Here is a 21,710-nt window from a genome sequence, read left to right as displayed (position 1 = left end):
GCGGGCCGCGCTGCGGCCCGTCGATCATTTTATTCTGAGTACGGAGCAGTCACTATGGCACTTTGGGGCGGGCGTTTTTCCCAGGCGGCAGATCGCCGTTTTAAACAGTTTAATGATTCCCTGCGCTTTGATTATCGGCTGGCGGAGCAGGATATCATCGGATCCGTCGCCTGGTCCCGGGCGCTGGTGACCGTCGGCGTACTGACGGTACAGGAGCAGCAGCAGCTGGCGCAGGCGCTCGCAGCGCTGCTGGAGGAGGTTCGCGCCGATCCCCACGCTATCTTGGACGGCGATGCGGAGGATATTCACAGTTGGGTGGAGCAGCAGCTGATTGAGCGGGTCGGTGACCTGGGCAAAAAGCTGCATACCGGACGCAGCCGCAACGATCAGGTGGCGACCGATCTGAAGCTATGGTGTAAGGATCAGGGCGAGATGCTGCGTCAGGCTCTGATAGCGCTGCAGCAGGCGCTAACGGACTGTGCCCGCCAGAATCAGGATGCGGTGATGCCCGGTTATACCCATTTGCAGCGGGCGCAGCCGATCACCTTTGCCCATTGGTGTCTGGCTTATGTCGAGATGCTGGCCCGCGATGAGAGCCGCCTGGATGATGCCCTACGGCGTCTGAATAGCAGCCCGTTGGGCAGCGGCGCGCTGGCTGGTACCGCCTACCCTATCGATCGCGATCGGCTGGCCGACTGGCTGGGGTTCTCTGCCGCAACGCGTAACAGTCTGGACAGCGTATCCGATCGCGATCATGTCCTGGAGCTGCTGTCGGCGGCCGCTATCGGCATGGTGCATCTATCGCGCTTCGCCGAAGATCTGATCTTCTTTAACAGCGGCGAGGCCGGCTTTATTGAGCTGTCGGAGCGGGTAACCTCCGGATCGTCGCTGATGCCGCAGAAAAAGAATCCGGATGCGCTGGAGCTGATCCGCGGTAAGTGTGGGCGAGTGCAGGGGGCGCTCAGCGGCATGCTGATGACGTTAAAAGGGCTTCCGCTGGCCTACAATAAGGATATGCAGGAAGACAAAGAGGGGCTGTTTGATGCCCTGGACACCTGGATGGACTGTTTACAGATGGCGACGCTGGCGTTGGATGGACTGGCGGTTAAGCGCCCGCGCTGCGCCGAAGCGGCGCAGCAGGGATATGCGAATGCCACGGAGCTGGCGGATTATCTGGTAGCCAGAGGGATCCCGTTTAGGGAGGCGCACCACATTGTCGGAGAGGCGGTCGTGGCGGCGCTGGCGCAGGGTAAACCGCTGGAGGCGTTGCCGCTGGAGACGCTGCAGTCATTCAGTCCGGCGATCGGCGCCGATGTCTATCCACTGCTGGCGCTGGACTCCTGTCTGGCAAAACGCAGCGCCCGCGGCGGCGTGGCGCCGCAGCAGGTCGCACAGGCGATCGATGATGCCCAGCGGCGACTGGGTAACATTCTCTGATGCTCCGCGCGCCGGCGCGGGCGGGGTTAATCCCCCGGACAGCGCAGGCAGCGCTCAATTTCGTCGCTGCCCAGACGCAGTTTACTTTGCAGATCGCGCAGGGCGGTACGCACTCCCTCCTCAATGACCGGATGGTAAAACGGCATATCCAGCATCTGATTTACGGTCATCTGCTGTTGATGGGCCCAAGAGAGCAGATGGGCAAGGTGCTCGGCGTCCGGTCCGATCATCTCCGCGCCGAGGAAACGGCCGCTTCCCTGCTCTGCATAGACATGCAGCAGGCCAAGATTGCGCAGCATGACGCGCGATCGTCCCTGGTTTTCAAATGAGACCTCCCCGACGGCGAAGCAGCCGCAGGCGCCATATCGCTCATTCAACTCGCGGAAGGTGGAGCCCACCATCGCGATCTGCGGGTCGGAAAAGACCACCGAGAGGGGACTGCGGCGCAGTCCCGGGGTGATCTCGGGATAGCTACCGGCGTTCTCACCGGCAATGCGCGCCTGATCGCTGGCCTCGTGCAGCAGCGGCAGCTGGTTGCTGGCGTCGCCGGCAATAAAGATATGCCCGACGCTGGTCTGCATCGTCATGCGATCTGCCAGCGGTACGCCGCGCGCATCCAGCTGCAGGGTGGTGTTCTCCAGCCCCAGGCGGTCGACGTTGGGACGCCGGCCGGTGGCGGCCAGAACGTAGTCCACCAGGATATCCTGCGTCTGACCGTTCAGATCGCGATAGCGAATGAAGACCTGCTCCCCCTCACGCTGCAGGATCTCTACCTGTGCGTCGGGGTCGAGATAAAACTCTGCGCCCAGCTTATCTACGGCATAGCGGCGGACCTCGGCATCCGTCAACGGCCCGACGGCGCCGCCGACGCCGAATACCCTGACCTCGACGCCGAGCCGGTGCAGGGCTTGCCCCAGCTCAAGACCGATGACGCCGGGACCGAAGACGGCAACGGCGCGCGGCAGCGTATCCCAGGCGAACAGATCGTCGTTGACGATCAGGCGATCGCCCAGGGCATCCCAGGCGGCAGGCCATACCGGGCGTGAGCCGCTGGCGATGACGATGCGTTTGGCATGAATACGGGTATGTTCATCAACCTGCAGGGTGTGATCGTCCAGAAAGCGGGCATAGCCAAGGATTTTGTCATCCGCGGGAATGCTGTCGACACCCTCCATGACGAAGCCGACGAAGCGATCGCGTTCGCGCTTCACGCGATCCATCACCGCTCGACCGTCAATGCGGACATCGCCCTGGGGATGGATACCGAAGCCGGGTGCGCGGGCGATCTGATGCACGGATTCTGCCGCGGCGATCAGCAGCTTAGAGGGCATGCAGCCCACGCGGGCGCAGGTGGTGCCAAAGGGACCGCCTTCTATCATCACCACGCTGGGGGTATAGCGTTTGGCTGCACGATAGGCGCCTAGCCCGGCGGTACCGCCGCCGATCACGGCAACGTCGACGTGTAATTCTTTCATTACATGATTCCTGGAATACCGAAAAAAAGGCGGGACGAGCCCGCCAATACGTTGGCTTTGATGGGCCATGGGTGGCCCTATTGTTGTTAAGCCTGTTGCAGGTAGTGCTCCAAATCATCGCTGCCGCCGATATGCTGGCCACCGATGTAAACCTGAGGCACCGTTGCTCTGCCGCTGATGGCGCGTAGGCTGACGGTGGTCGCGTCTTTACCCAGGATGATCTCCTCATACTGGATGCCGCGATCCTGTAGCATCTGTTTGGCCTTGCTGCAGTAGGGGCAGCCGGGTTTGGTAAACAGGGAAACCGAGGCCTGCAGCGTGTGCTCCGGCGCGAGGTATTTCAGCATAGTATCGGCATCGGAAACCTGGAACGGGTCGCCCGGCAGGTTCGGTTCGACAAACATCTTCTCGACCACGCCGTTGCGTACCAGCATAGAGTAACGCCAGGAGCGTGGCCCAAAGCCCAGATCCGCTTTTTCGACTAGCATGTTCATCCCGCGGGTGAACTCACCGTTGCCGTCGGGAATAAAGGTGATATGTTCGGCTTTCTGATCGTTTTTCCAGGCATTCATAACAAAGGTGTCGTTTACCGATACACACAGAATGCTGTCCACACCGTGCTGGTGGAATATCGGCGCCAGTTCGTTGTAGCGTGGCAAGTGGCTGGAAGAGCAAGTCGGCGTGAAGGCGCCCGGCAGTGAAAAGACGATGACGGTTTTGTCGCGAAACAGCGTGTCGCTGGTGACATCGAGCCACTTATCCCCTTGGCGGGTATGAAAGGTAACCGGTGGAACGCTTCTGCCTTCTTGACTGCTAAACATGTAATACAACCTTCCTTTCTGATCTGATACGAAATTTGCGATGGGACCTTGGTTTAGGATTTATTATTGTGACTCCCACTTGATAGTTCTAATCGTTCATTGCTATCTTATTCATCGATATTTACTATCGCTTGCGGGAGAACAACATGAATATCCGGGATTTAGAATATCTGGTGGCGTTGGCGGAGCACCGCCACTTCCGTCGGGCGGCGGATTCGTGCCATGTCAGCCAGCCCACCCTGAGCGGGCAGATCCGCAAGCTAGAGGATGAGCTGGGGGTGATGCTGCTGGAGCGCACCAGCCGTAAGGTTCTGTTTACCCAGGCGGGCCTACTGCTCGTGGAGCAGGCGCGTACGGTGCTACGAGAGGTAAAAGTGCTCAAGGAGATGGCCAGTCAGCAGGGTGAGGCGATGTCCGGCCCGCTGCATATCGGTCTGATTCCCACCGTTGGCCCCTATCTGCTGCCGCAGATCGTACCGATGCTGCACCAGGCGTTTCCCAAGCTGGAAATGTACCTGCATGAAGCGCAGACCTCGCAGCTGCTGGCTCAGTTGGACAGCGGAAAGTTGGACTGCGCCATTCTGGCGTTGGTGAAGGAGACGGAGGCGTTCATTGAGATCCCACTGTTTGATGAGCCGATGACGCTGGCGGTGTATAGCGATCATCCCTGGGCGGAAAAAGAGCGTATCGCGATGCCGGAGCTGGCGGGGGAGCATCTTTTAATGCTGGAGGATGGGCACTGTCTGCGCGATCAGGCGATGGGCTTTTGCTTTGAAGCCGGCGCCGATGAAGATACCCACTTCAGGGCGACCAGCCTGGAGACCCTGCGCAACATGGTCGCGGCAGGCAGCGGGATTACGCTGTTGCCCGATCTGGCCGTCCCTTCTCAGCGTCGGCGCGATGGCGTCTGCTATCTGCCTTGCTATAAGCCGGAGCCTAAGCGAACCATCGCTCTGGTCTATCGTCCCGGGTCGCCGCTGCGCGCACGCTACGAGCAGCTCGCGGAGGCCATCCGCGAGCATATGCAGCAGGTCATGATCCAGCGAGAGGCGTTAAAACAGGCGGTTTAGGCCGTTAAGCGCCGCCACGCGGTAGGCTTCTGCCATCGTGGGATAGTTGAAGGTGGTATTGACGAAGTATTCGATAGTATTGCCTTCCCCCTTCTGCTCCATGATCGCCTGTCCGATATGAATAATCTCTGCGGCGCGCTCGCCAAAGCAGTGGATCCCTAGGATCTGCTTGGTTTCGCGGTGGAACAGGATCTTCAGCCCTCCGACGTTCATTCCGGCAATCTGCGCCCGGGCCAGGTGTTTGAACTGCGAGCGACCCACTTCATACGGAATTTTCATCGCGGTCAGCTCCTGCTCGGTTTTTCCGACGGAGCTGATCTCCGGAATGGTGTAGATCCCGGTTGGAATATCTTCGATGAGGTGTGTATGGGCTTCCCCGCGGGTGATGACCTGCGCGGCGATGCGCCCCTGGTCATATGCGGCAGAGGCCAGGCTGGGGTAGCCGATGACGTCTCCGACGGCGTAAATATGCGGCACCGCGCTCTGATAGCGGGCGTTGACCTTCAGCTGACCACGCTTGTCTGCCTCCAGACCCACCGCCTCAAGACACAGACCCTCGGTATTACCCGTGCGGCCGTTGGCAAACAGCAGGCAGTCTGCCTTGACCTTTTTCCCGGAGCGCAGGTGAACGATAACGCCGTCCTCCAGCCCCTCAATCTGCTCAAACTCTTCGTTGTGGCGGATCACGACGCCGTTGTTCCAGAAGTGGTAAGAGAGTGAGTCCGACATCTCTTGATCCAGGAAAGAGAGCAGCCTATCGCGCGTATTAATCAGATCGACCTTAACGTTGAGGCCGCGGAAGATAGAGGCATACTCACAGCCGATAACGCCGGCGCCATAGATGATGATGTGGCTGGGTTCATGGTGCAGGTTAAGGATAGAGTCGCTGTCGTAAATCCGGGGATGGCTAAAGTCGACATCCTGCGGGTGGTAGGGGCGGGAGCCGCAGGCGATAACAATGTTGTCGGCCGTTAAGGTATCGCTGCTGCCGTCCGGGTAGGTCACGCTCAGCGTATGGGGATCGACAAAACGGGCCTCGCCGTAAAACAGCTGGCAGTGATTGCGTTCATAGAAGCCCTGACGCATTCGGGTTTGTTGGTTTATTACGCTGTCGGCGTGACGCAGGATATCGGGAAAGGTTGCGCTGATGAGGCGGGTATTATCACTGTAGAGCGGGTTTTGGTTAAATTCGATAATGCGGCTGACGGCGTGACGGAGGGCTTTCGAGGGGATGGTTCCCCAGTGGGTACATCCGCCGCCGACGCTGAATTGCCGTTCGACTACGGCAACTCGCGCCCCCTGTTTAACCAGTCCCATGGCGGCACCTTCACCCCCGGGTCCTGAACCAATAACGATGGCGTCAAAATGGAAATGCTGTTGCATGTTAGAGTAGGCCTTTTTTATACAAAACCACAACGCCATATTAACATGAAATGCTGTACAGCCCAATCATCCTTATTATTTATATGGAAAATAGTTATTATTAGCAGATAATTACGTAATATAACGCCATTTGCTGCCGTGATGGTTAATTCAGCGTGATAGGGCTAAGTTTGGTATAGTGAGGCGGTGGTAGCCAATAAAAGCGCCGGCCGTAAAACCGGACATGAAGAGAATAACGGATAGAATATGGGCGTCAGGGCACAGCAAAAGGAACGGACACGCCGTTCACTGATTGAGGCGGCATTTAATCAGCTCAGCGCCGAGCGCAGCTTCGCCAGTCTGAGCCTGCGAGAGGTTTCGCGTGAGGCAGGGATCGCGCCCACGTCGTTTTATCGCCATTTTCGCGATGTGGATGAGCTGGGGCTCACCATGGTGGATGAAAGCGGTCTGATGCTGCGTCAGCTAATGCGTCAGGCGCGTCAGCGTATCGCGAAGGGCGGTAGCGTGATCCGAACCTCGGTCGCGACCTTCATGGAGTTTATTGGTAATAATCCCAATGCGTTTCGTCTGCTGCTGCGTGAGCGATCTGGAACCTCGGCTGCCTTTCGCGCCGCGGTACAGCGTGAAATTCAGCATTTTATTGCGGAACTTGCCGACTATCTGGAAATCGAAAATCATATGCCGCGCAGCTTTACGGAAGCGCAGGCCGAGGCGATGGTCACCATTGTCTTCAGCGCGGGTGCCGAGGCGTTGGATATCGACAGCGAGCAGCGCCGTCAGCTAGAGGAGCGCCTGGTGTTGCAGCTGCGGATGATTTCCAAAGGTGTGTATTACTGGTATCGCCGTGAACAGGAGAAAGCGCACCTTGCGCACCTTGCGCAGGTTGCCGCGACGGCCATCGACGGCGGACATCATCACAAGTCATAGGGGAGGAGATGCGTAAACATCGTCTTGATATCGGAACATTGGTCTTGTCAGCCGTGGCAGGGTTATCCATCAGCGGATCGTTTTCTGCGTTGTTCAGCAGCGTCGTGCCGTTTTCTGTTTTTCCGCTGATCGCCCTGGTGCTGTCGGCCTATTGTTTACACCAGCGTTATCTTCACGTCGCCATGCCGGAAGGCATGCCGATGCTCTCATCCTCCTGTTTTCTGCTCGGCCTTCTGTTTTACAGCACGCTGATCCGCGTTGAATATCCCGCCATTGGCTCCAACTTTCTGCCCTCTTTACTGTGTGTGGCGCTGGTGCTGTGGATCGGCGTACGGATTAAAAGGCAGCGCGGCCGCGCCGCGCAGGATAGGGACGATGATGACGATGAGAGACACAGTTGAGTCGCATCGCCGCGGGCAGCCAGAGAGCTGCCCGTTTTTTTTTGGGATCAGCGACGTTCCAGCAGTACCCCGCACTCCATATGGTGGGTATAAGGGAATTGATCGAACAGCGCCAGACGTGTAATCCGATGGCTCTGATTGAGCGTGTGAAGGTTATCGCATAGCGTCAGTGGATTGCAGGAGATGTACAGGATGTTCTGATATCCCTGCACCATACCCAGGGTTTCTGTATCCAGACCGCTGCGTGGGGGATCGACGAAGATGGTATTGCACTCATAGCTGTGCAGGTCGATGCCCTGCAGGCGGTTGAACGCCCGGACGCCCTGCATGGCCTGGGTAAACTCCTCAGCCGACATGCGGATGATCTGCACGTTGTCTATCTGATTGGCGGCAATATTGTACTGCGCCGCCGCGACGGACGGCTTGGCTATCTCGGTGGCCAGCACCCGACGAAAGTTGCGCGCCAGCGCCAGTGAGAAGTTGCCGTTGCCGCAGTACAGCTCCAGTAAATCTCCCGCCGCGCCGTGCGTGGCGTCCAGCGCCCACTCCAGCATTTGAATATTGATGGCCGCGTTGGGCTGGGTGAAGCTGTTTTCGACCTGGCGATAGATCATCTGGCGTCCTGCGACCGGCAATACCTCATCGACCCAGTCTTGGTCCAGGCAGATCTTGGTCTTACTGGCCCGTCCGATCAGCTGGATAGCGAATCCCTGACCGCGTAGTGCATCGCGCAGAGCCTCTGCGGCCTGCTTCCAGGCATCATCTAGCGCGCGGTGATACAGCAGGGATACGATAATCTGCCCGCTGCGAGTGGACAGGTAGTCTATCTGAAACAGTTTATGGCGTAGTGTTGGGTTGGGACGCAGAGCGTCGAGCAGCAGCGGCATCAGGCGGTTGATCAGCTCGCTGGCGGCCGGGAACTGATCCACCCGGATGCGCTGTTTGCTCTGGGGATCAAACATAATATGGTAGAGGTCATCGCCATCGTGCCAGATCCGGAACTCAGCACGCATGCGGTAATGGTTCGCCGGCGAGCGGAATGGCTGTACCGCAGGAGCGCCGAACGGCTGCATCATTTGCTCCAGACGGTGGATTTTTTCACTGAGCTGGTCGTCATAGTGTTCGGTTGGCAGCATGCTTGGCGTCATATCGGTTCTCATCGGCACGGGGAAGTTACGGCAGGTATGTTCATCCCACCGCACGGGGCGTCGGCGGGACGGGCAGTCAACGGTCGAGCAGATGGCCATCGGCCTGACTGCGTTTTGGTCCGCGATAGGTATCCCAAAGGATGCGATTGTAGGCGATGGACGTATGATGTCCAGTCCCGTGTGCGTTACTCTTCGCTTAGCGTGCCCTTGTAATAATAGCGGCAGCTGGCGCCGAAATGCTCAACGCGTTTGCTGACCAGCGCCATGGTTTCAAATTCGGAGAGGATATGTTCAGTTCTATAGCGGCTGATTCCAGTAAAGTGGATAATATCGGTGATGGTAAAGTAATAATCCGTATTTTTCTTTAGCAGAGAAAGTATCTTGTAGCTATTAATTCGCTCTGTTTTCTTTTTTTTCCATAAAGCAGAGAGTATCAATTGAAGAGGGGACCGCCATTAGCATTAGGCGATCCCGGTAGGAGAAAATATTAGAACTTATAGTTCAGCATGGTGACAAAAACATCGTCGGTGCTGATGCCGTTATTTCGCGTGAAGGTGTTGTCATCCAGTAGGTTGATCTTATATTCAAAGATGAGTGCCAGGTTCTTGTTAAAAGAGTAGGTGGTCGCCAGATCGATGAATTTTACATAGGTTTGGTTACTGCCTGCGTTACCCTTGAGATCTTTTGCCGTTCCGTTGAGATAGGCGAGGGAGGGTTTCAGGCCGCAGTCAAACTGATACTGGGCCAACAGTTCATAGCCACGTGCCTTCGGTGCAAATCCATCCTGTTTGCCAATATAGTGCATATTCTTGACTTCACCATAGATGGCGGCCAGATAGACATTATGGTTGTCATAGCGGGCGCCAACGTTCCAGCCATCCGCTCGTTTCCCCAGATCATCCTGACGCTGCTCCAGCGTACGCGCTGAATTAGCGTATGCTCCGCCGATGCTGAGACCATTTTCGAAGCGGTAGACCAGCGAGGTCCCAACCCCATTGCCGTTCTGGTGTGCGACGCCGCGGGGGTTGCTGCTGAGCGGACCCGTCTGATTTTCCGGGTCGTTCCAGCCGTCATTTTTACCCTGTACCTGTAGTCCAAAATCCAGGCCGTCAACTAGGTTAAAAATATTACGGTTACGGTATGTGGCGACGTTATTGGTACGGTAGGTCATAAAGTTATCGACGCCGTCATAAGAGACGCCGCCGAATACCGGAATAGGCGCCCCGGTCCAACCATTAATATCGTTCAGGATCCCGTAGTTCCTGCCATAATCGAAGCTTCCGTATTGTCCGAAGCCTACGCCTGCATATCCTATACGCGTTGTGTTTTTGGTACTACCGGCACTTTCCGGTTGGTTTAATTTTACATTGTATTCCCAACGTGCATAGCCAATCATAAGATCATTGATTTTGGTTTCACCACGTAGAGTGAACTTTACCTTTGATTGATCTCCGGCAATATATTTATCTTGAGAAAAATAATGTCTTACCTTAAAAGAGCCATCTAAATAAACGCGATTGCCGTTCTGGTTGTAAATCTCTGCTGCATGTGAAATGAGCGGAAAAATACCAATGCAGCCTATGGTGGACAGGGCCACAAGCGAGCGGATTTTATTCATCATTGATTCCTGCTGATAATTATTAGACGTTATTAAAAATAAGAGCAACGGCGTTGCTTTTTTTATGATTATACAAATGACAGCTGGTTTTTTGTGATGAATGTCACGTATTTGCGTCTATTTGTAACATGAATGTCTTTAAACATAGATCATGATCACATTAATCACGCTGTTTGAGTCGATATAGTTTTATATATACAAATTGGACTCCCTCCATGCGAAATTAAGAGATTATCGCCATGTTTATAACCACAAAAAAATCACTGATTGCATTAGTCCTTGCTACAGCGGGTCTGATTTCCTCTCCAGCTTCCTTTGCTACTGAGACAGCCGCACAGCCGAATCTGGGTGCTACGCTGACGCAGTTAACGCAGCAATATCCGATTCACTGGATCTCTATTGAGCAGGTCGCTGAAAGTCTGAAAGGGAAGGCACCGATTAGCGTCGGTTTTGATATCGACGATACACTGCTATTTTCCAGCCCTGCGTTTTTCTATGGGAAACAAAAATTTTCACCTGACAGCAATGCGTTTTTGAAAAATCAGAAGTTTTGGGATGAAGTCAGCAGCAGCGGTTGGGATCGCTTCTCGATTCCCAAAGATTCTGGTCGTGCGCTGATGGAGCTGCATTTAAAACGCGGTGACCATGTCTATTTCATCACTGGTCGTCCGATGCCGTCTAATGGCAAAGAGGATTTGACGCAAACGCTGAAAGACGATTTCAAAATTCCGGATAATCAGCTGAATAAGGTGATTTTTGCCGGAACCAAACAAGATGCCAAAGTTGAATATATGCAGAAGCACCATATTACCATCTTCTACGGTGATTCTGACAATGATATTCAGGACGCCCGCAAGGCTGGCGCTGAAGGGATCCGGGTGCTGCGTCCACTGAACTCCACTAATAAGCCGATGCCGAAGAACGGGGCTTTTGGCGAAAAAGTCATCGTGAATTCCCAGTACTGATCGCGTTAATAGACAAGAAGGCATTGATGAAACATACGCTAAAACTGAGCCTGGCCGCGGCGGTGATGGTATTGGCCGGCTGCGCCGCCCACCCGCAGAGCGCACAGCAACAGCTGTCATCGCAGGCGACGCTGGCCGTGAATTGGATGCAACAGTCAGGCGAGTATCAGGCGCTGACCTGGCAGGCATTTAACGTCGCTAAAACTGCATTTCTCAACAATCCCGCGCCTAAAGGCAGTAAGAAGGCCGTGATTGTCGATATCGATGAAACCATGGTCGATAACACGCCCTATGCCGCCTGGCAGATCAAACAGTCACGCAGCTTCAGCGAGGCGGACTGGGATAAGTGGGTTGAGGCGCGTCAGGCTAAGGCATTACCGGGTGCGGTCTCCTTTGCCCGCTTTGTCCAGGACCACGGCGGCCGGGTCTTTTACATCTCCAATCGCTCGCAGCAGGGGCTGAGCAGCACGCTAGCCGATCTGAAGGCGCAGGGATTCCCTGATGTTAGCGCTGAGAACCTGCTGCTGAAAGACAGCAGCGGCAGCAATAAAGTCGCGCGTTTTAAACGTGTGACCGAGATGGGCTATTTCCCGGTGCTGTATGTCGGGGATAACCTGAATGACTTTACCGGGGCGACTTACCACCAGGACAATGCGGTGCGTAAAGACTTCGTGGCCGAAAATCATCAGAAGTTTGGCACGCAGTTTATCATTCTGCCCAACCCCTCTTACGGTGATTGGGAAGGCGGAATGGCGAAGGCGTATTGGAAGCAGCCTGCGGCAGAAAAGCTGAAGATCCGTGACGCCAATCTGTCAGCCTGGACGCCGGCAGCCCAGTAACGTTGTTTTAGATGGCGCTTCGTAATATGAGGCGCTAGGTGTTTCGTTTTACTCTCTGTTGCGCCGTCGGCCTCCGCTTCCCCTGCCGTCGGCGCATTTTTTGCACATATAAACAGGTTGGCTGAGTCGCTATTTTAGTTAAAACAGAGACTAGTTTTACTGAACTGAGAATAATCCTCTAATTACCTTTCTTTTTTCTCTGATTCTCCCGTGACGAGAGCCGCTCAGCACGCGCGTCAGGGTATCCCTATGCCGATGCGCTGGGTAGAATGCTCTGTTTTTTGGGCGAGGCAGCAGGGAGCCGGCCCGTTATCTTGGGTGGAGAAAGAAGGTAATTATAATGAATAAGAAACATATGGTTATCGCGCTGCTTCCGGTGGCTGCATCCGTGTCGGTCAAGGCGCAGGCGGCGCAGAGCGAGATGGTAGTGACGGCCAGTCGTTTTACCCAGCCGGTGTCGACGGTGCTGGCGCCGATGGACGTTGTGACTCGGGACGATATCGACCGCTGGCAGTCCAAGAGTCTAGACGAGGTCATGCGTCGCTTGCCGGGAGTCGATATCGTCCAGAACGGTGGCTTGGGGCAGAGCTCCTCGCTGTACCTGCGCGGTACAGAGGCGCGACAGGCGCTGATTTTGGTCGACGGGATCCCTCTGGCTCGCCCCGGCATCACCAATGTGGCTGCGCTGAATCAGATCCCGCTCGCCATGGTGCAGCGTATCGAATATATCCGCGGGCCGCGTTCGGCGGTCTATGGCTCCGGAGCCATCGGTGGCGTTATCAATATCATTACGCTGGACGCCGAGCCAGGTGCGCAGCTGAGCGTGGGCACCGGTACCAATCACTACCAGCAGTATGATGCCGGGGGGCGTCAGCAGCTGGGAAATACAACCCTATCGTTGGCGGGCTCTTTTCAGACGACCCGCGGCTTTAATGTTCAGCCTGACTCGCCCTATGGGCCTGACGGCGATCGGGACGGGTTTCGTAATAAAGTGCTGTGGGGCGGGGTAGAGCACCGTTTCTCTGAGGCCTGGTCTGGTTTTGTCCGCGGCCATGGCTACAGCGAAGCCTCTGACTATGATGCGGGGAAATACGGCAGCGATAGCAGCGGTACCCTGCGCCAGCTGTACAACCACAGCTACGATATGGGACTGCGCTATCATGCCGGCGCTTATGCGTCGCAGCTGATCGCTGCTTATCAAAAGATTAAGGATTATAACTACGGCACAGTCTATGGCCGCTTTGGCAACGGCAGCTCCCTAGATGATTTGCGGCAGTACAACCTGCAGTGGGGCAATACCTACCGTTTTGACAGCGGCATGCTCAGCGCCGGGGCCGACTGGCAGCAGCAGCGTCTCACCTCGTCCGATAGCACCCGGATGCAGCGCTATCAGCGCTATGACGGCGGGCTTTACCTGAGCGGCCAGAAGCGCATGGGCGCAGTGACGCTAGAGGCATCCGGTCGGGGCGATAACGATCAGCAGTTTGGCTGGCACGGTACTTGGCAGAGCGCCGCCGGCTGGGAGTTTATCCCCGGCTACCGTGCGACGCTCTCTTACGGCACCGGTTTCCTGGCGCCGTCGCTGGGGCAGCAATTTGGCTCCGATCGTATGGATATACAAAGCAATCCCAACCTGCGCCCGGAGGAGTCGCGCCAGTGGGAGCTGGGGCTGAGTGGCCTGAGCGGTCCGCTGGACTGGCAGCTGTCGGCCTACCGTAATCAGGTTCGCAACCTGATCACCTACTTTAGCGATCCGATCACCCGACACGGACAGTACAGTAATATTGACTCGGCGACCATCAAAGGCGTCGAGTGGGTCGGCAGTATGGATACTTGGGCGCTGAGCCACCGCGTGACCCTGCAATATATTGATCCCCGAGATGATAAAACCGGAGACCTGCTGCCGCGTCGCTCCCGTCATCAGGGTAAGTACCAGTTGGATTGGAACCTTTGGGATCTCGGGATGGATCTGGCCTACCAGTATTTCGGCCGCCGTAGCGATAAAAGCGCGCCGGGCGGTAAGCTGCCCAGCTACAGCACGGTAGACATTTCGGCCTCTTATCCGGTTACATCCCAGCTCACGGTTCGTGGTAGAATTGGTAATCTGTTGGATAAAAATTATCAAACCGCTTATGGCTACCAAACCGCAGGACGGGAATATTATCTCTCCGGTAGCTACACCTTCTGATGATGTAGCCACTGCCAAGCCTACCGTGCTGGTGTTTGACTCCGGTGTCGGTGGGCTTTCTGTCTATCAGGAGATCCGCGCGTTACTACCGGATCTCCACTATATCTATGCCTTTGACAATCAGGGATTCCCCTACGGCGAGAAAGAGGCTGTGTTTATCACGGAGCGCGTGCTGCGCATCGTGGCGTCGCTGCATCAACGCCATACCCTATCGGCGATGGTTGTCGCATGTAATACCGCCAGTACCATTGTGCTGCCTGCGCTGCGTGCGCGCTTTCCCTTTCCCGTCGTGGGCGTGGTTCCCGCGATTAAGCCGGCGGCCAAGCTAACCCGCAACGGCATTGTGGGGCTGCTGGCGACTCGCGCGACGGTGCAGCGGGCCTATACCCATGAGCTGATCGCCCGTTTTGCGACAGACTGCCAGATAAAGATGTTGGGATCGGCGGAGCTGGTCGAGCTGGCGGAGGCAAAGCTGCACGGTGAGGCGCTGGATCTGCAGCGGCTGAGAACGATTTTGCGGCCCTGGCTGACGATGGCCGAGCCACCGGACACCGTGGTCTTGGGATGTACCCATTTCCCGCTGCTGCGCGATGAACTGGCGCAGGTATTGCCCGCCGGCACCCGTTTGGTGGACTCCGGTGCCGCGATCGCCCGCCGGGTTGCCTGGTTGATTGCCAATCAGGCGACGCTGCCGGGGAAAGATATGTGTAATGTTGCCTATGCGACGCAGTGTGATGCTCAGACGGCCGCCCTGCTGCCGGTATTGCGTCAGGTGGGTTTTGAGACTCTGCGGGAACTGAGTATATAAGCGGCAAAATAGGCGCCGTTGCTGAAAAGTTATTCGGTTGGCTCATTTTTTTGAAAATAGGGCTTGTCACGTCGCGAGAAGTCCCTATAATGCGCCTCCACTGACCGGGAACAACGACCAACTCGTAGCCCAGTCAGGTAGAGAAAGCAAAAATAAATGCTTGACTCTGCGGGCGAAAAGCGTAATATACGCAGCCCACGCCGGTGATAACTCAATGGGTTTTCACGGCGACGCTCTTTAACAAATTATCAGACAATCTGTGTGGGCACTCGCAAGATTCGTATTAAGCATTCCTCGGAATGCCAAAATATTTAAAGTCTTGAAGAGTGACAGCAGTTAATTCATTACGAATAAACAGTTTAATTTCTTTGAGCATCAAGCTTTTAATTGAAGAGTTTGATCATGGCTCAGATTGAACGCTGGCGGCAGGCTTAACACATGCAAGTCGAGCGGTAGCAGGGAGAAAGCTTGCTTTCTCCGCTGACGAGCGGCGGACGGGTGAGTAATGTCTGGGGATCTGCCTGATGGAGGGGGATAACTACTGGAAACGGTAGCTAATACCGCATAACGTCGCAAGACCAAAGTGGGGGACCTTCGGGCCTCATGCCATCAGATGAACCCAGATGGGATTAGCTAGTAGGTGAGGTAATGGCTCACCTAGGCGACGATCCCTAGCTGGTCTGAGAGGATGACCAGCCACACTGGAACTGAGACACGGTCCAGACTCCTACGGGAGGCAGCAGTGGGGAATATTGCACAATGGGCGCAAGCCTGATGCAGCCATGCCGCGTGTATGAAGAAGGCCTTCGGGTTGTAAAGTACTTTCAGTAGGGAGGAAGGTGTGAGCGTTAATAGCGTTCACAATTGACGTTACCTACAGAAGAAGCACCGGCTAACTCCGTGCCAGCAGCCGCGGTAATACGGAGGGTGCAAGCGTTAATCGGAATTACTGGGCGTAAAGCGCACGCAGGCGGTTTGTTAAGTTGGATGTGAAATCCCCGGGCTTAACCTGGGAACTGCATCCAAGACTGGCAAGCTAGAGTCTCGTAGAGGGAGGTAGAATTCCAGGTGTAGCGGTGAAATGCGTAGAGATCTGGAGGAATACCGGTGGCGAAGGCGGCCTCCTGGACGAAGACTGACGCTCAGGTGCGAAAGCGTGGGGAGCAAACAGGATTAGATACCCTGGTAGTCCACGCTGTAAACGATGTCGATTTGGAGGTTGTGCCCTTGAGGCGTGGCTTCCGAAGCTAACGCGTTAAATCGACCGCCTGGGGAGTACGGCCGCAAGGTTAAAACTCAAATGAATTGACGGGGGCCCGCACAAGCGGTGGAGCATGTGGTTTAATTCGATGCAACGCGAAGAACCTTACCTACTCTTGACATCCAGCGAATCCTGTAGAGATACGGGAGTGCCTTCGGGAACGCTGAGACAGGTGCTGCATGGCTGTCGTCAGCTCGTGTTGTGAAATGTTGGGTTAAGTCCCGCAACGAGCGCAACCCTTATCCTTTGTTGCCAGCGGTTCGGCCGGGAACTCAAAGGAGACTGCCAGTGATAAACTGGAGGAAGGTGGGGATGACGTCAAGTCATCATGGCCCTTACGAGTAGGGCTACACACGTGCTACAATGGCGTATACAAAGAGAAGCGACCTCGCGAGAGCAAGCGGACCTCATAAAGTACGTCGTAGTCCGGATTGGAGTCTGCAACTCGACTCCATGAAGTCGGAATCGCTAGTAATCGTGGATCAGAATGCCACGGTGAATACGTTCCCGGGCCTTGTACACACCGCCCGTCACACCATGGGAGTGGGTTGCAAAAGAAGTAGGTAGCTTAACCTTCGGGAGGGCGCTTACCACTTTGTGATTCATGACTGGGGTGAAGTCGTAACAAGGTAACCGTAGGGGAACCTGCGGTTGGATCACCTCCTTACCTGAAGATACGAAATTGTGTAGTGCTCACACAGATTGTCTGATAGATGTTCGAGCAAATACCTTATGCAGGCTTGTAGCTCAGGTGGTTAGAGCGCACCCCTGATAAGGGTGAGGTCGGTGGTTCGAGTCCACTCAGGCCTACCAACTCCCTTCCTGGGTGAAGCGGACGGTGGTAATAAGGTATCGGCAGTAAAGTCATGGGGCTATAGCTCAGCTGGGAGAGCGCCTGCTTTGCACGCAGGAGGTCTGCGGTTCGATCCCGCATAGCTCCACCATATTTCAGAACATACTGAGAAATCAGCATGTTGTGAAATATTTTGCTCTTTAACAATCTGGAACAAGCTGAAAATTCGAAAACAATCGAATTGCTTTTAATAAGTGATTCGAGAGTCTCTCAAATGCTTACAGCACGAAGTGAAACATCTTCGGGTTGTGAGGTTAAGTGACTAAGCGTACACGGTGGATGCCTAGGCAGTCAGAGGCGATGAAGGACGTGCTAATCTGCGATAAGCGTCGGTGAGCTGATATGAAGCATTATTAGCCGGCGATGTCCGAATGGGGAAACCCAGTGCAATCCGTTGCACTATCGTTAAGTGAATACATAGCTTAACGAGGCGAACCAGGGGAACTGAAACATCTAAGTACCCTGAGGAAAAGAAATCAACCGAGATTCCCCTAGTAGCGGCGAGCGAACGGGGAAGAGCCCAGAACCTGAATCAGTTTGTGCATTAGTGGAAGCGTCTGGAAAGTCGCGCGATACAGGGTGATAGCCCCGTACACGAAGGTGCACAGCTGTGAGTTCGATGAGTAGGGCGGGACACGTGTTATCCTGTCTGAATATGGGGGGACCATCCTCCAAGGCTAAATACTCCTGACTGACCGATAGTGAACCAGTACCGTGAGGGAAAGGCGAAAAGAACCCCGGCGAGGGGAGTGAAATAGAACCTGAAACCGTGTACGTACAAGCAGTGGGAGCATCCTTCGGGGTGTGACTGCGTACCTTTTGTATAATGGGTCAGCGACTTATATTTTGTAGCAAGGTTAACCGAATAGGGGAGCCGTAGGGAAACCGAGTCTTAACTGGGCGTCTAGTTGCAAGGTATAGACCCGAAACCCGGTGATCTAGCCATGGGCAGGTTGAAGGTTGGGTAACACTAACTGGAGGACCGAACCGACTAATGTTGAAAAATTAGCGGATGACTTGTGGCTGGGGGTGAAAGGCCAATCAAACCGGGAGATAGCTGGTTCTCCCCGAAAGCTATTTAGGTAGCGCCTCGTGAACTCATCTTCGGGGGTAGAGCACTGTTTCGGCTAGGGGGTCATCCCGACTTACCAACCCGATGCAAACTACGAATACCGAAGAATGTTATCACGGGAGACACACGGCGGGTGCTAACGTCCGTCGTGAAGAGGGAAACAACCCAGACCGCCAGCTAAGGTCCCAAAGTCATGGTTAAGTGGGAAACGATGTGGGAAGGCATAGACAGCCAGGATGTTGGCTTAGAAGCAGCCATCATTTAAAGAAAGCGTAATAGCTCACTGGTCGAGTCGGCCTGCGCGGAAGATGTAACGGGGCTAAACCATGCACCGAAGCTGCGGCAGCGACGCTTAGGCGTTGTTGGGTAGGGGAGCGTTCTGTAAGCCGTTGAAGGTGGCCTGTGAGGGCTGCTGGAGGTATCAGAAGTGCGAATGCTGACATAAGTAACGATAAAGCGGGTGAAAAGCCCGCTCGCCGGAAGACCAAGGGTTCCTGTCCAACGTTAATCGGGGCAGGGTAAGTCGACCCCTAAGGCGAGGCCGAAAGGCGTAGTCGATGGGAAACAGGTTAATATTCCTGTACTTGGTGTTATTGCGAAGGGGGGACGGAGAAGGCTAGACCGGCCGGGCGACGGTTGTCCCGGTTTAAGCGTGTAGGTGTGATGACCTGGCAAATCCGGTCATCTTTAACACTGAGGCGTGATGACGAGGCACTACGGTGCTGAAGTGGTTAATGCCCTGCTTCCAGGAAAAGCCTCTAAGCTTCAGATAACACTGAATCGTACCCCAAACCGACACAGGTGGTCAGGTAGAGAATACCAAGGCGCTTGAGAGAACTCGGGTGAAGGAACTAGGCAAAATGGTGCCGTAACTTCGGGAGAAGGCACGCTGGCACGTAGGTGAAGTCCCTCGCGGATGGAGCCGAAGCCAGTCGAAGATACCAGCTGGCTGCAACTGTTTAATAAAAACACAGCACTCTGCAAACACGAAAGTGGACGTATAGGGTGTGACGCCTGCCCGGTGCTGGAAGGTTAATTGATGGGGTCAGCCGCAAGGCGAAGCTCTTGATCGAAGCCCCAGTAAACGGCGGCCGTAACTATAACGGTCCTAAGGTAGCGAAATTCCTTGTCGGGTAAGTTCCGACCTGCACGAATGGCGTAATGATGGCCAGGCTGTCTCCACCCGAGACTCAGTGAAATTGAACTCGCTGTGAAGATGCAGTGTAACCGCGGCAAGACGGAAAGACCCCGTGAACCTTTACTATAGCTTGACACTGAACATTGAACCTTGATGTGTAGGATAGGTGGGAGGCTTTGAAGTGTGGACGCCAGTCTGCATGGAGCCGACCTTGAAATACCACCCTTTAATGTTTGATGTTCTAACCTGGCCCCGTGATCCGGGGTAGGGACAGTGTCTGGTGGGTAGTTTGACTGGGGCGGTCTCCTCCCAAAGAGTAACGGAGGAGCACGAAGGTTAGCTAATCCTGGTCGGACATCAGGAGGTTAGTGCAAAGGCATAAGCTAGCTTGACTGCGAGAGTGACGGCTCGAGCAGGTGCGAAAGCAGGTCTTAGTGATCCGGTGGTTCTGAATGGAAGGGCCATCGCTCAACGGATAAAAGGTACTCCGGGGATAACAGGCTGATACCGCCCAAGAGTTCATATCGACGGCGGTGTTTGGCACCTCGATGTCGGCTCATCACATCCTGGGGCTGAAGTAGGTCCCAAGGGTATGGCTGTTCGCCATTTAAAGTGGTACGCGAGCTGGGTTTAGAACGTCGTGAGACAGTTCGGTCCCTATCTGCCGTGGGCGTTGGAAGATTGAGAGGGGCTGCTCCTAGTACGAGAGGACCGGAGTGGACGCACCGCTGGTGTTCGGGTTGTGATGCCAATTGCATTGCCCGGTAGCTACGTGCGGAAAAGATAAGCGCTGAAAGCATCTAAGCGCGAAACTTGCCTCGAGATGAGTCTTCCCTTGGACCTTGAGTCCACTGAAGGAACGTTTAAGACTAAGACGTTGATAGGCTGGGTGTGTAAGCGTAGCGATACGTTGAGCTAACCAGTACTAATGATCCGTGAGACTTAACCTTACAACACCGAAGGTGTTTTAGAGAGACGAATTTAGCTTGTTCAAGATTGGAACCGATGGCCAGTGATGGCGGTTGGTAAAACAGAATTTGCCTGGCGGCGATAGCGCGGTGGTTCCACCTGACCCCATGCCGAACTCAGAAGTGAAACGCCGTAGCGCCGATGGTAGTGTGGGGTCTCCCCATGCGAGAGTAGGGAACTGCCAGGCATCAAATTTAGCAGTACCCCGGAAACGGGTGTGATACAAAATTCGGTGGAGCGGTAGTTCAGTTGGTTAGAATACCTGCCTGTCACGCAGGGGGTCGCGGGTTCGAGTCCCGTCCGTTCCGCCACCCTATTTAGGGGCGTAGTTCAATTGGTAGAGCACCGGTCTCCAAAACCGGGTGTTGGGGGTTCGAGTCCCTCCGCCCCTGCCAGATAAAAAGCCTTCTGTGAAAACAGAAGGCTTTTTTGTTTTTCCCCTAACAACGTTTTCGCACGACGTTATTTCACCGCGATAATACCGGCGCCCTCAGGCGCTCAGCATCAAAAAACGGCGCAGATCATGCACCATGGGGTGGATCTCATCTACACGGTCGCTGTTGCGCAGCCAGATGGCATAGATCGGCCTTATTAGCGTTTCTGGGTGGGTTAGCTGCTGTAAGTCACTGGCAGCCCAAGAGATGGGTAAAAACGCGCTGGCGTGCAGCTGACGCAGAATACGCTCGGCTATCAGCAGTGAGCTACTCTCCAGCAGGGGAGCGCCACTCTCGATCAGCGGCGAGGGCTGTGGGCTGAAGTCGGCTCCCCAGTCGAGGCGGATGAATGGCCGTACCGACGCACTTTTGCCGGCGGCATAGAGCCCCAGCGTAAACTCACCGACCCGTTCGCTTGTAAACTCATCGGCTTTGGGGATTTCGGTTGCGATGAGCAGATCCAGATGGCGCTCATGCAACTGGCGGATATGAATATGGCGTTGGCCTGTGCGGGCCTCTAGCATCTGCGTGGGATGATTGCCGTAGAGCCGGGCAAGCCAGTCGGTCAGCACAGACTCCCATAGCAATGCCGGAGCTCCCAGTGACAGCGCCTTATGCTGGCGGGCGTTGATCATCTCCTGCTTAGCCAATAGCCAGGTATTCATCAGATTCTCTGCATAGGGCACGAGAGTCTGCCCGGCCGGCGTGAGCTGAATGTTATTGCGGTGGCGAGTGAATAGCTCGGTACCTACTTGATTTTCCAACTGACGGATGCGGAAGCTGACGGCGGACTGTGTCAGGTACAGTGATTCGGCCGCCTTACCAAAGTGGCGGGTACGGCTGACTTCCAGAAAGGTTTTGAGTAATTCGGTATCCACGGCGTATCCATAAAAATTTTAATCA

General features: G+C 55.1%; 15 protein-coding genes, 4 tRNA genes and 3 rRNA genes. 15 read left to right on the top strand and 7 right to left on the bottom strand.

All coding sequences use genetic code 11. The features are described 5' to 3' along the window. Positions 1–54 precede the first annotated feature (54 nt). Positions 55–1,437 carry an argininosuccinate lyase gene (gene argH / locus ETEE_RS07575; protein WP_034165426.1) on the top strand — a complete coding sequence of 461 codons (1,383 nt, stop codon included), beginning with the start codon at positions 55–57 and terminating at the stop codon, positions 1,435–1,437. Positions 1,438–1,463: 26 nt separating this feature from the next. Here argH and ETEE_RS07570 read toward each other — a convergent pair whose 3' ends face one another. Together ETEE_RS07570 and ETEE_RS07565 are read right to left on the bottom strand one after the other, a co-directional pair. Beyond that, positions 1,464–2,912: a dihydrolipoyl dehydrogenase gene (locus ETEE_RS07570; RefSeq protein ID WP_034165425.1), complete on the bottom strand. Its 1,449-nt coding sequence runs from the start codon at positions 2,910–2,912 to the stop codon at positions 1,464–1,466. Positions 2,913–2,998: 86 nt separating this feature from the next. After that, entirely contained in the window at positions 2,999–3,733 is a 735-nt protein-coding gene (locus ETEE_RS07565) for a glutathione peroxidase (RefSeq protein ID WP_034165424.1), read from the bottom strand. Between the two features lie 146 nt (positions 3,734–3,879). On the opposite strand from ETEE_RS07565, the gene oxyR reads away from it, so the two are divergent. After that, entirely contained in the window at positions 3,880–4,803 is a 924-nt protein-coding gene (oxyR, locus tag ETEE_RS07560; RefSeq protein WP_034165423.1) for a DNA-binding transcriptional regulator OxyR, read from the top strand. On the opposite strand, the gene sthA is transcribed toward oxyR, so the two are convergent. Beyond that, entirely contained in the window at positions 4,786–6,225 is a 1,440-nt protein-coding gene (gene sthA, locus ETEE_RS07555) for a Si-specific NAD(P)(+) transhydrogenase (RefSeq protein ID WP_071844102.1), read from the bottom strand. The genes oxyR and sthA overlap by 18 nt on opposite strands. Before the next feature lie 207 nt (positions 6,226–6,432). Between sthA and fabR the strand changes: the two genes are divergently transcribed. Both fabR and ETEE_RS07545 read left to right on the top strand, forming a co-directional pair. Further along, positions 6,433–7,113, top strand: coding sequence for an HTH-type transcriptional repressor FabR (fabR, locus tag ETEE_RS07550; RefSeq protein ID WP_034165420.1), 681 nt, complete (start codon positions 6,433–6,435; stop codon positions 7,111–7,113). A gap of 8 nt (positions 7,114–7,121) precedes the next feature. After that, positions 7,122–7,514 (top strand): YijD family membrane protein, encoded by a 393-nt coding sequence (locus ETEE_RS07545; RefSeq protein WP_034165419.1) that lies wholly within the window; start codon positions 7,122–7,124, stop codon positions 7,512–7,514. Between the two features lie 47 nt (positions 7,515–7,561). Here ETEE_RS07545 and trmA read toward each other — a convergent pair whose 3' ends face one another. The 3 genes from trmA to ETEE_RS07530 all read right to left on the bottom strand — a co-directional run bounded on the left by trmA (position 7,562) and on the right by ETEE_RS07530 (position 10,283). Continuing rightward, positions 7,562–8,662, bottom strand: coding sequence for a tRNA (uridine(54)-C5)-methyltransferase TrmA (gene trmA, locus ETEE_RS07540; RefSeq protein ID WP_034165418.1), 1,101 nt, complete (start codon positions 8,660–8,662; stop codon positions 7,562–7,564). Positions 8,663–8,847: 185 nt separating this feature from the next. Continuing rightward, complete coding sequence (locus ETEE_RS07535) at positions 8,848–9,099, bottom strand: hypothetical protein (RefSeq protein WP_225865129.1); 252 nt, start codon at positions 9,097–9,099, stop codon at positions 8,848–8,850. Between the two features lie 50 nt (positions 9,100–9,149). Beyond that, on the bottom strand, positions 9,150–10,283 hold the full coding sequence (locus tag ETEE_RS07530) for a porin (protein ID WP_034165417.1): 1,134 nt from the start codon (positions 10,281–10,283) through the stop codon (positions 9,150–9,152). A 236-nt stretch (positions 10,284–10,519) separates the two neighbouring features. Between ETEE_RS07530 and aphA the strand changes: the two genes are divergently transcribed. The 11 genes from aphA to ETEE_RS07475 all read left to right on the top strand — a co-directional run bounded on the left by aphA (position 10,520) and on the right by ETEE_RS07475 (position 20,768). Continuing rightward, complete coding sequence (aphA, locus tag ETEE_RS07525) at positions 10,520–11,245, top strand: acid phosphatase AphA (RefSeq protein WP_012850263.1); 726 nt, start codon at positions 10,520–10,522, stop codon at positions 11,243–11,245. Between the two features lie 26 nt (positions 11,246–11,271). Beyond that, the gene (locus tag ETEE_RS07520; RefSeq protein WP_034165415.1) at positions 11,272–12,084 is read left to right on the top strand and encodes a 5'-nucleotidase, lipoprotein e(P4) family; all 813 of its coding nucleotides are present in this window, start codon (positions 11,272–11,274) and stop codon (positions 12,082–12,084) included. A gap of 340 nt (positions 12,085–12,424) precedes the next feature. Then, a complete protein-coding gene (gene btuB, locus ETEE_RS07515) occupies positions 12,425–14,272 on the top strand; it encodes a TonB-dependent vitamin B12 receptor BtuB (RefSeq protein WP_034165414.1) in 1,848 nt (615 codons plus the stop codon). Beyond that, entirely contained in the window at positions 14,217–15,080 is an 864-nt protein-coding gene (gene murI / locus ETEE_RS07510) for a glutamate racemase (RefSeq protein ID WP_034165413.1), read from the top strand. The genes btuB and murI overlap by 56 nt, the downstream gene beginning before the upstream one ends. Positions 15,081–15,464: 384 nt before the next feature. Then, a 16S ribosomal RNA gene (locus tag ETEE_RS07505) occupies positions 15,465–17,008 on the top strand. 69 nt (positions 17,009–17,077) lie between these two features. Continuing rightward, positions 17,078–17,154: transfer RNA gene (locus ETEE_RS07500), tRNA-Ile, on the top strand. A 55-nt stretch (positions 17,155–17,209) separates the two neighbouring features. Next, a tRNA-Ala gene (locus ETEE_RS07495) sits at positions 17,210–17,285 on the top strand. Positions 17,286–17,446: 161 nt separating this feature from the next. After that, positions 17,447–20,354, top strand: a 23S ribosomal RNA gene (locus ETEE_RS07490). Between the two features lie 90 nt (positions 20,355–20,444). Then, a 5S ribosomal RNA gene (gene rrf, locus ETEE_RS07485) occupies positions 20,445–20,560 on the top strand. The 16S, 23S and 5S rRNA genes sit together here with 4 tRNA genes alongside, the layout of an rRNA operon. A gap of 47 nt (positions 20,561–20,607) precedes the next feature. Further along, positions 20,608–20,684 (top strand) — tRNA-Asp (locus ETEE_RS07480). Between the two features lie 8 nt (positions 20,685–20,692). Further along, positions 20,693–20,768: transfer RNA gene (locus ETEE_RS07475), tRNA-Trp, on the top strand. 95 nt (positions 20,769–20,863) lie between these two features. Here the strand turns inward: ETEE_RS07475 and hdfR are convergent. Continuing rightward, on the bottom strand, positions 20,864–21,685 hold the full coding sequence (gene hdfR / locus ETEE_RS07470; RefSeq protein ID WP_034164076.1) for an HTH-type transcriptional regulator HdfR: 822 nt from the start codon (positions 21,683–21,685) through the stop codon (positions 20,864–20,866). Between the last annotated feature and the right edge of the window lie 25 nt (positions 21,686–21,710).

Source organism: Edwardsiella anguillarum ET080813, assembly GCF_000264765.2.
GTDB lineage: Bacteria > Pseudomonadota > Gammaproteobacteria > Enterobacterales > Enterobacteriaceae > Edwardsiella > Edwardsiella anguillarum.
This window is presented reverse-complemented; position numbering and strand designations above follow the sequence as displayed.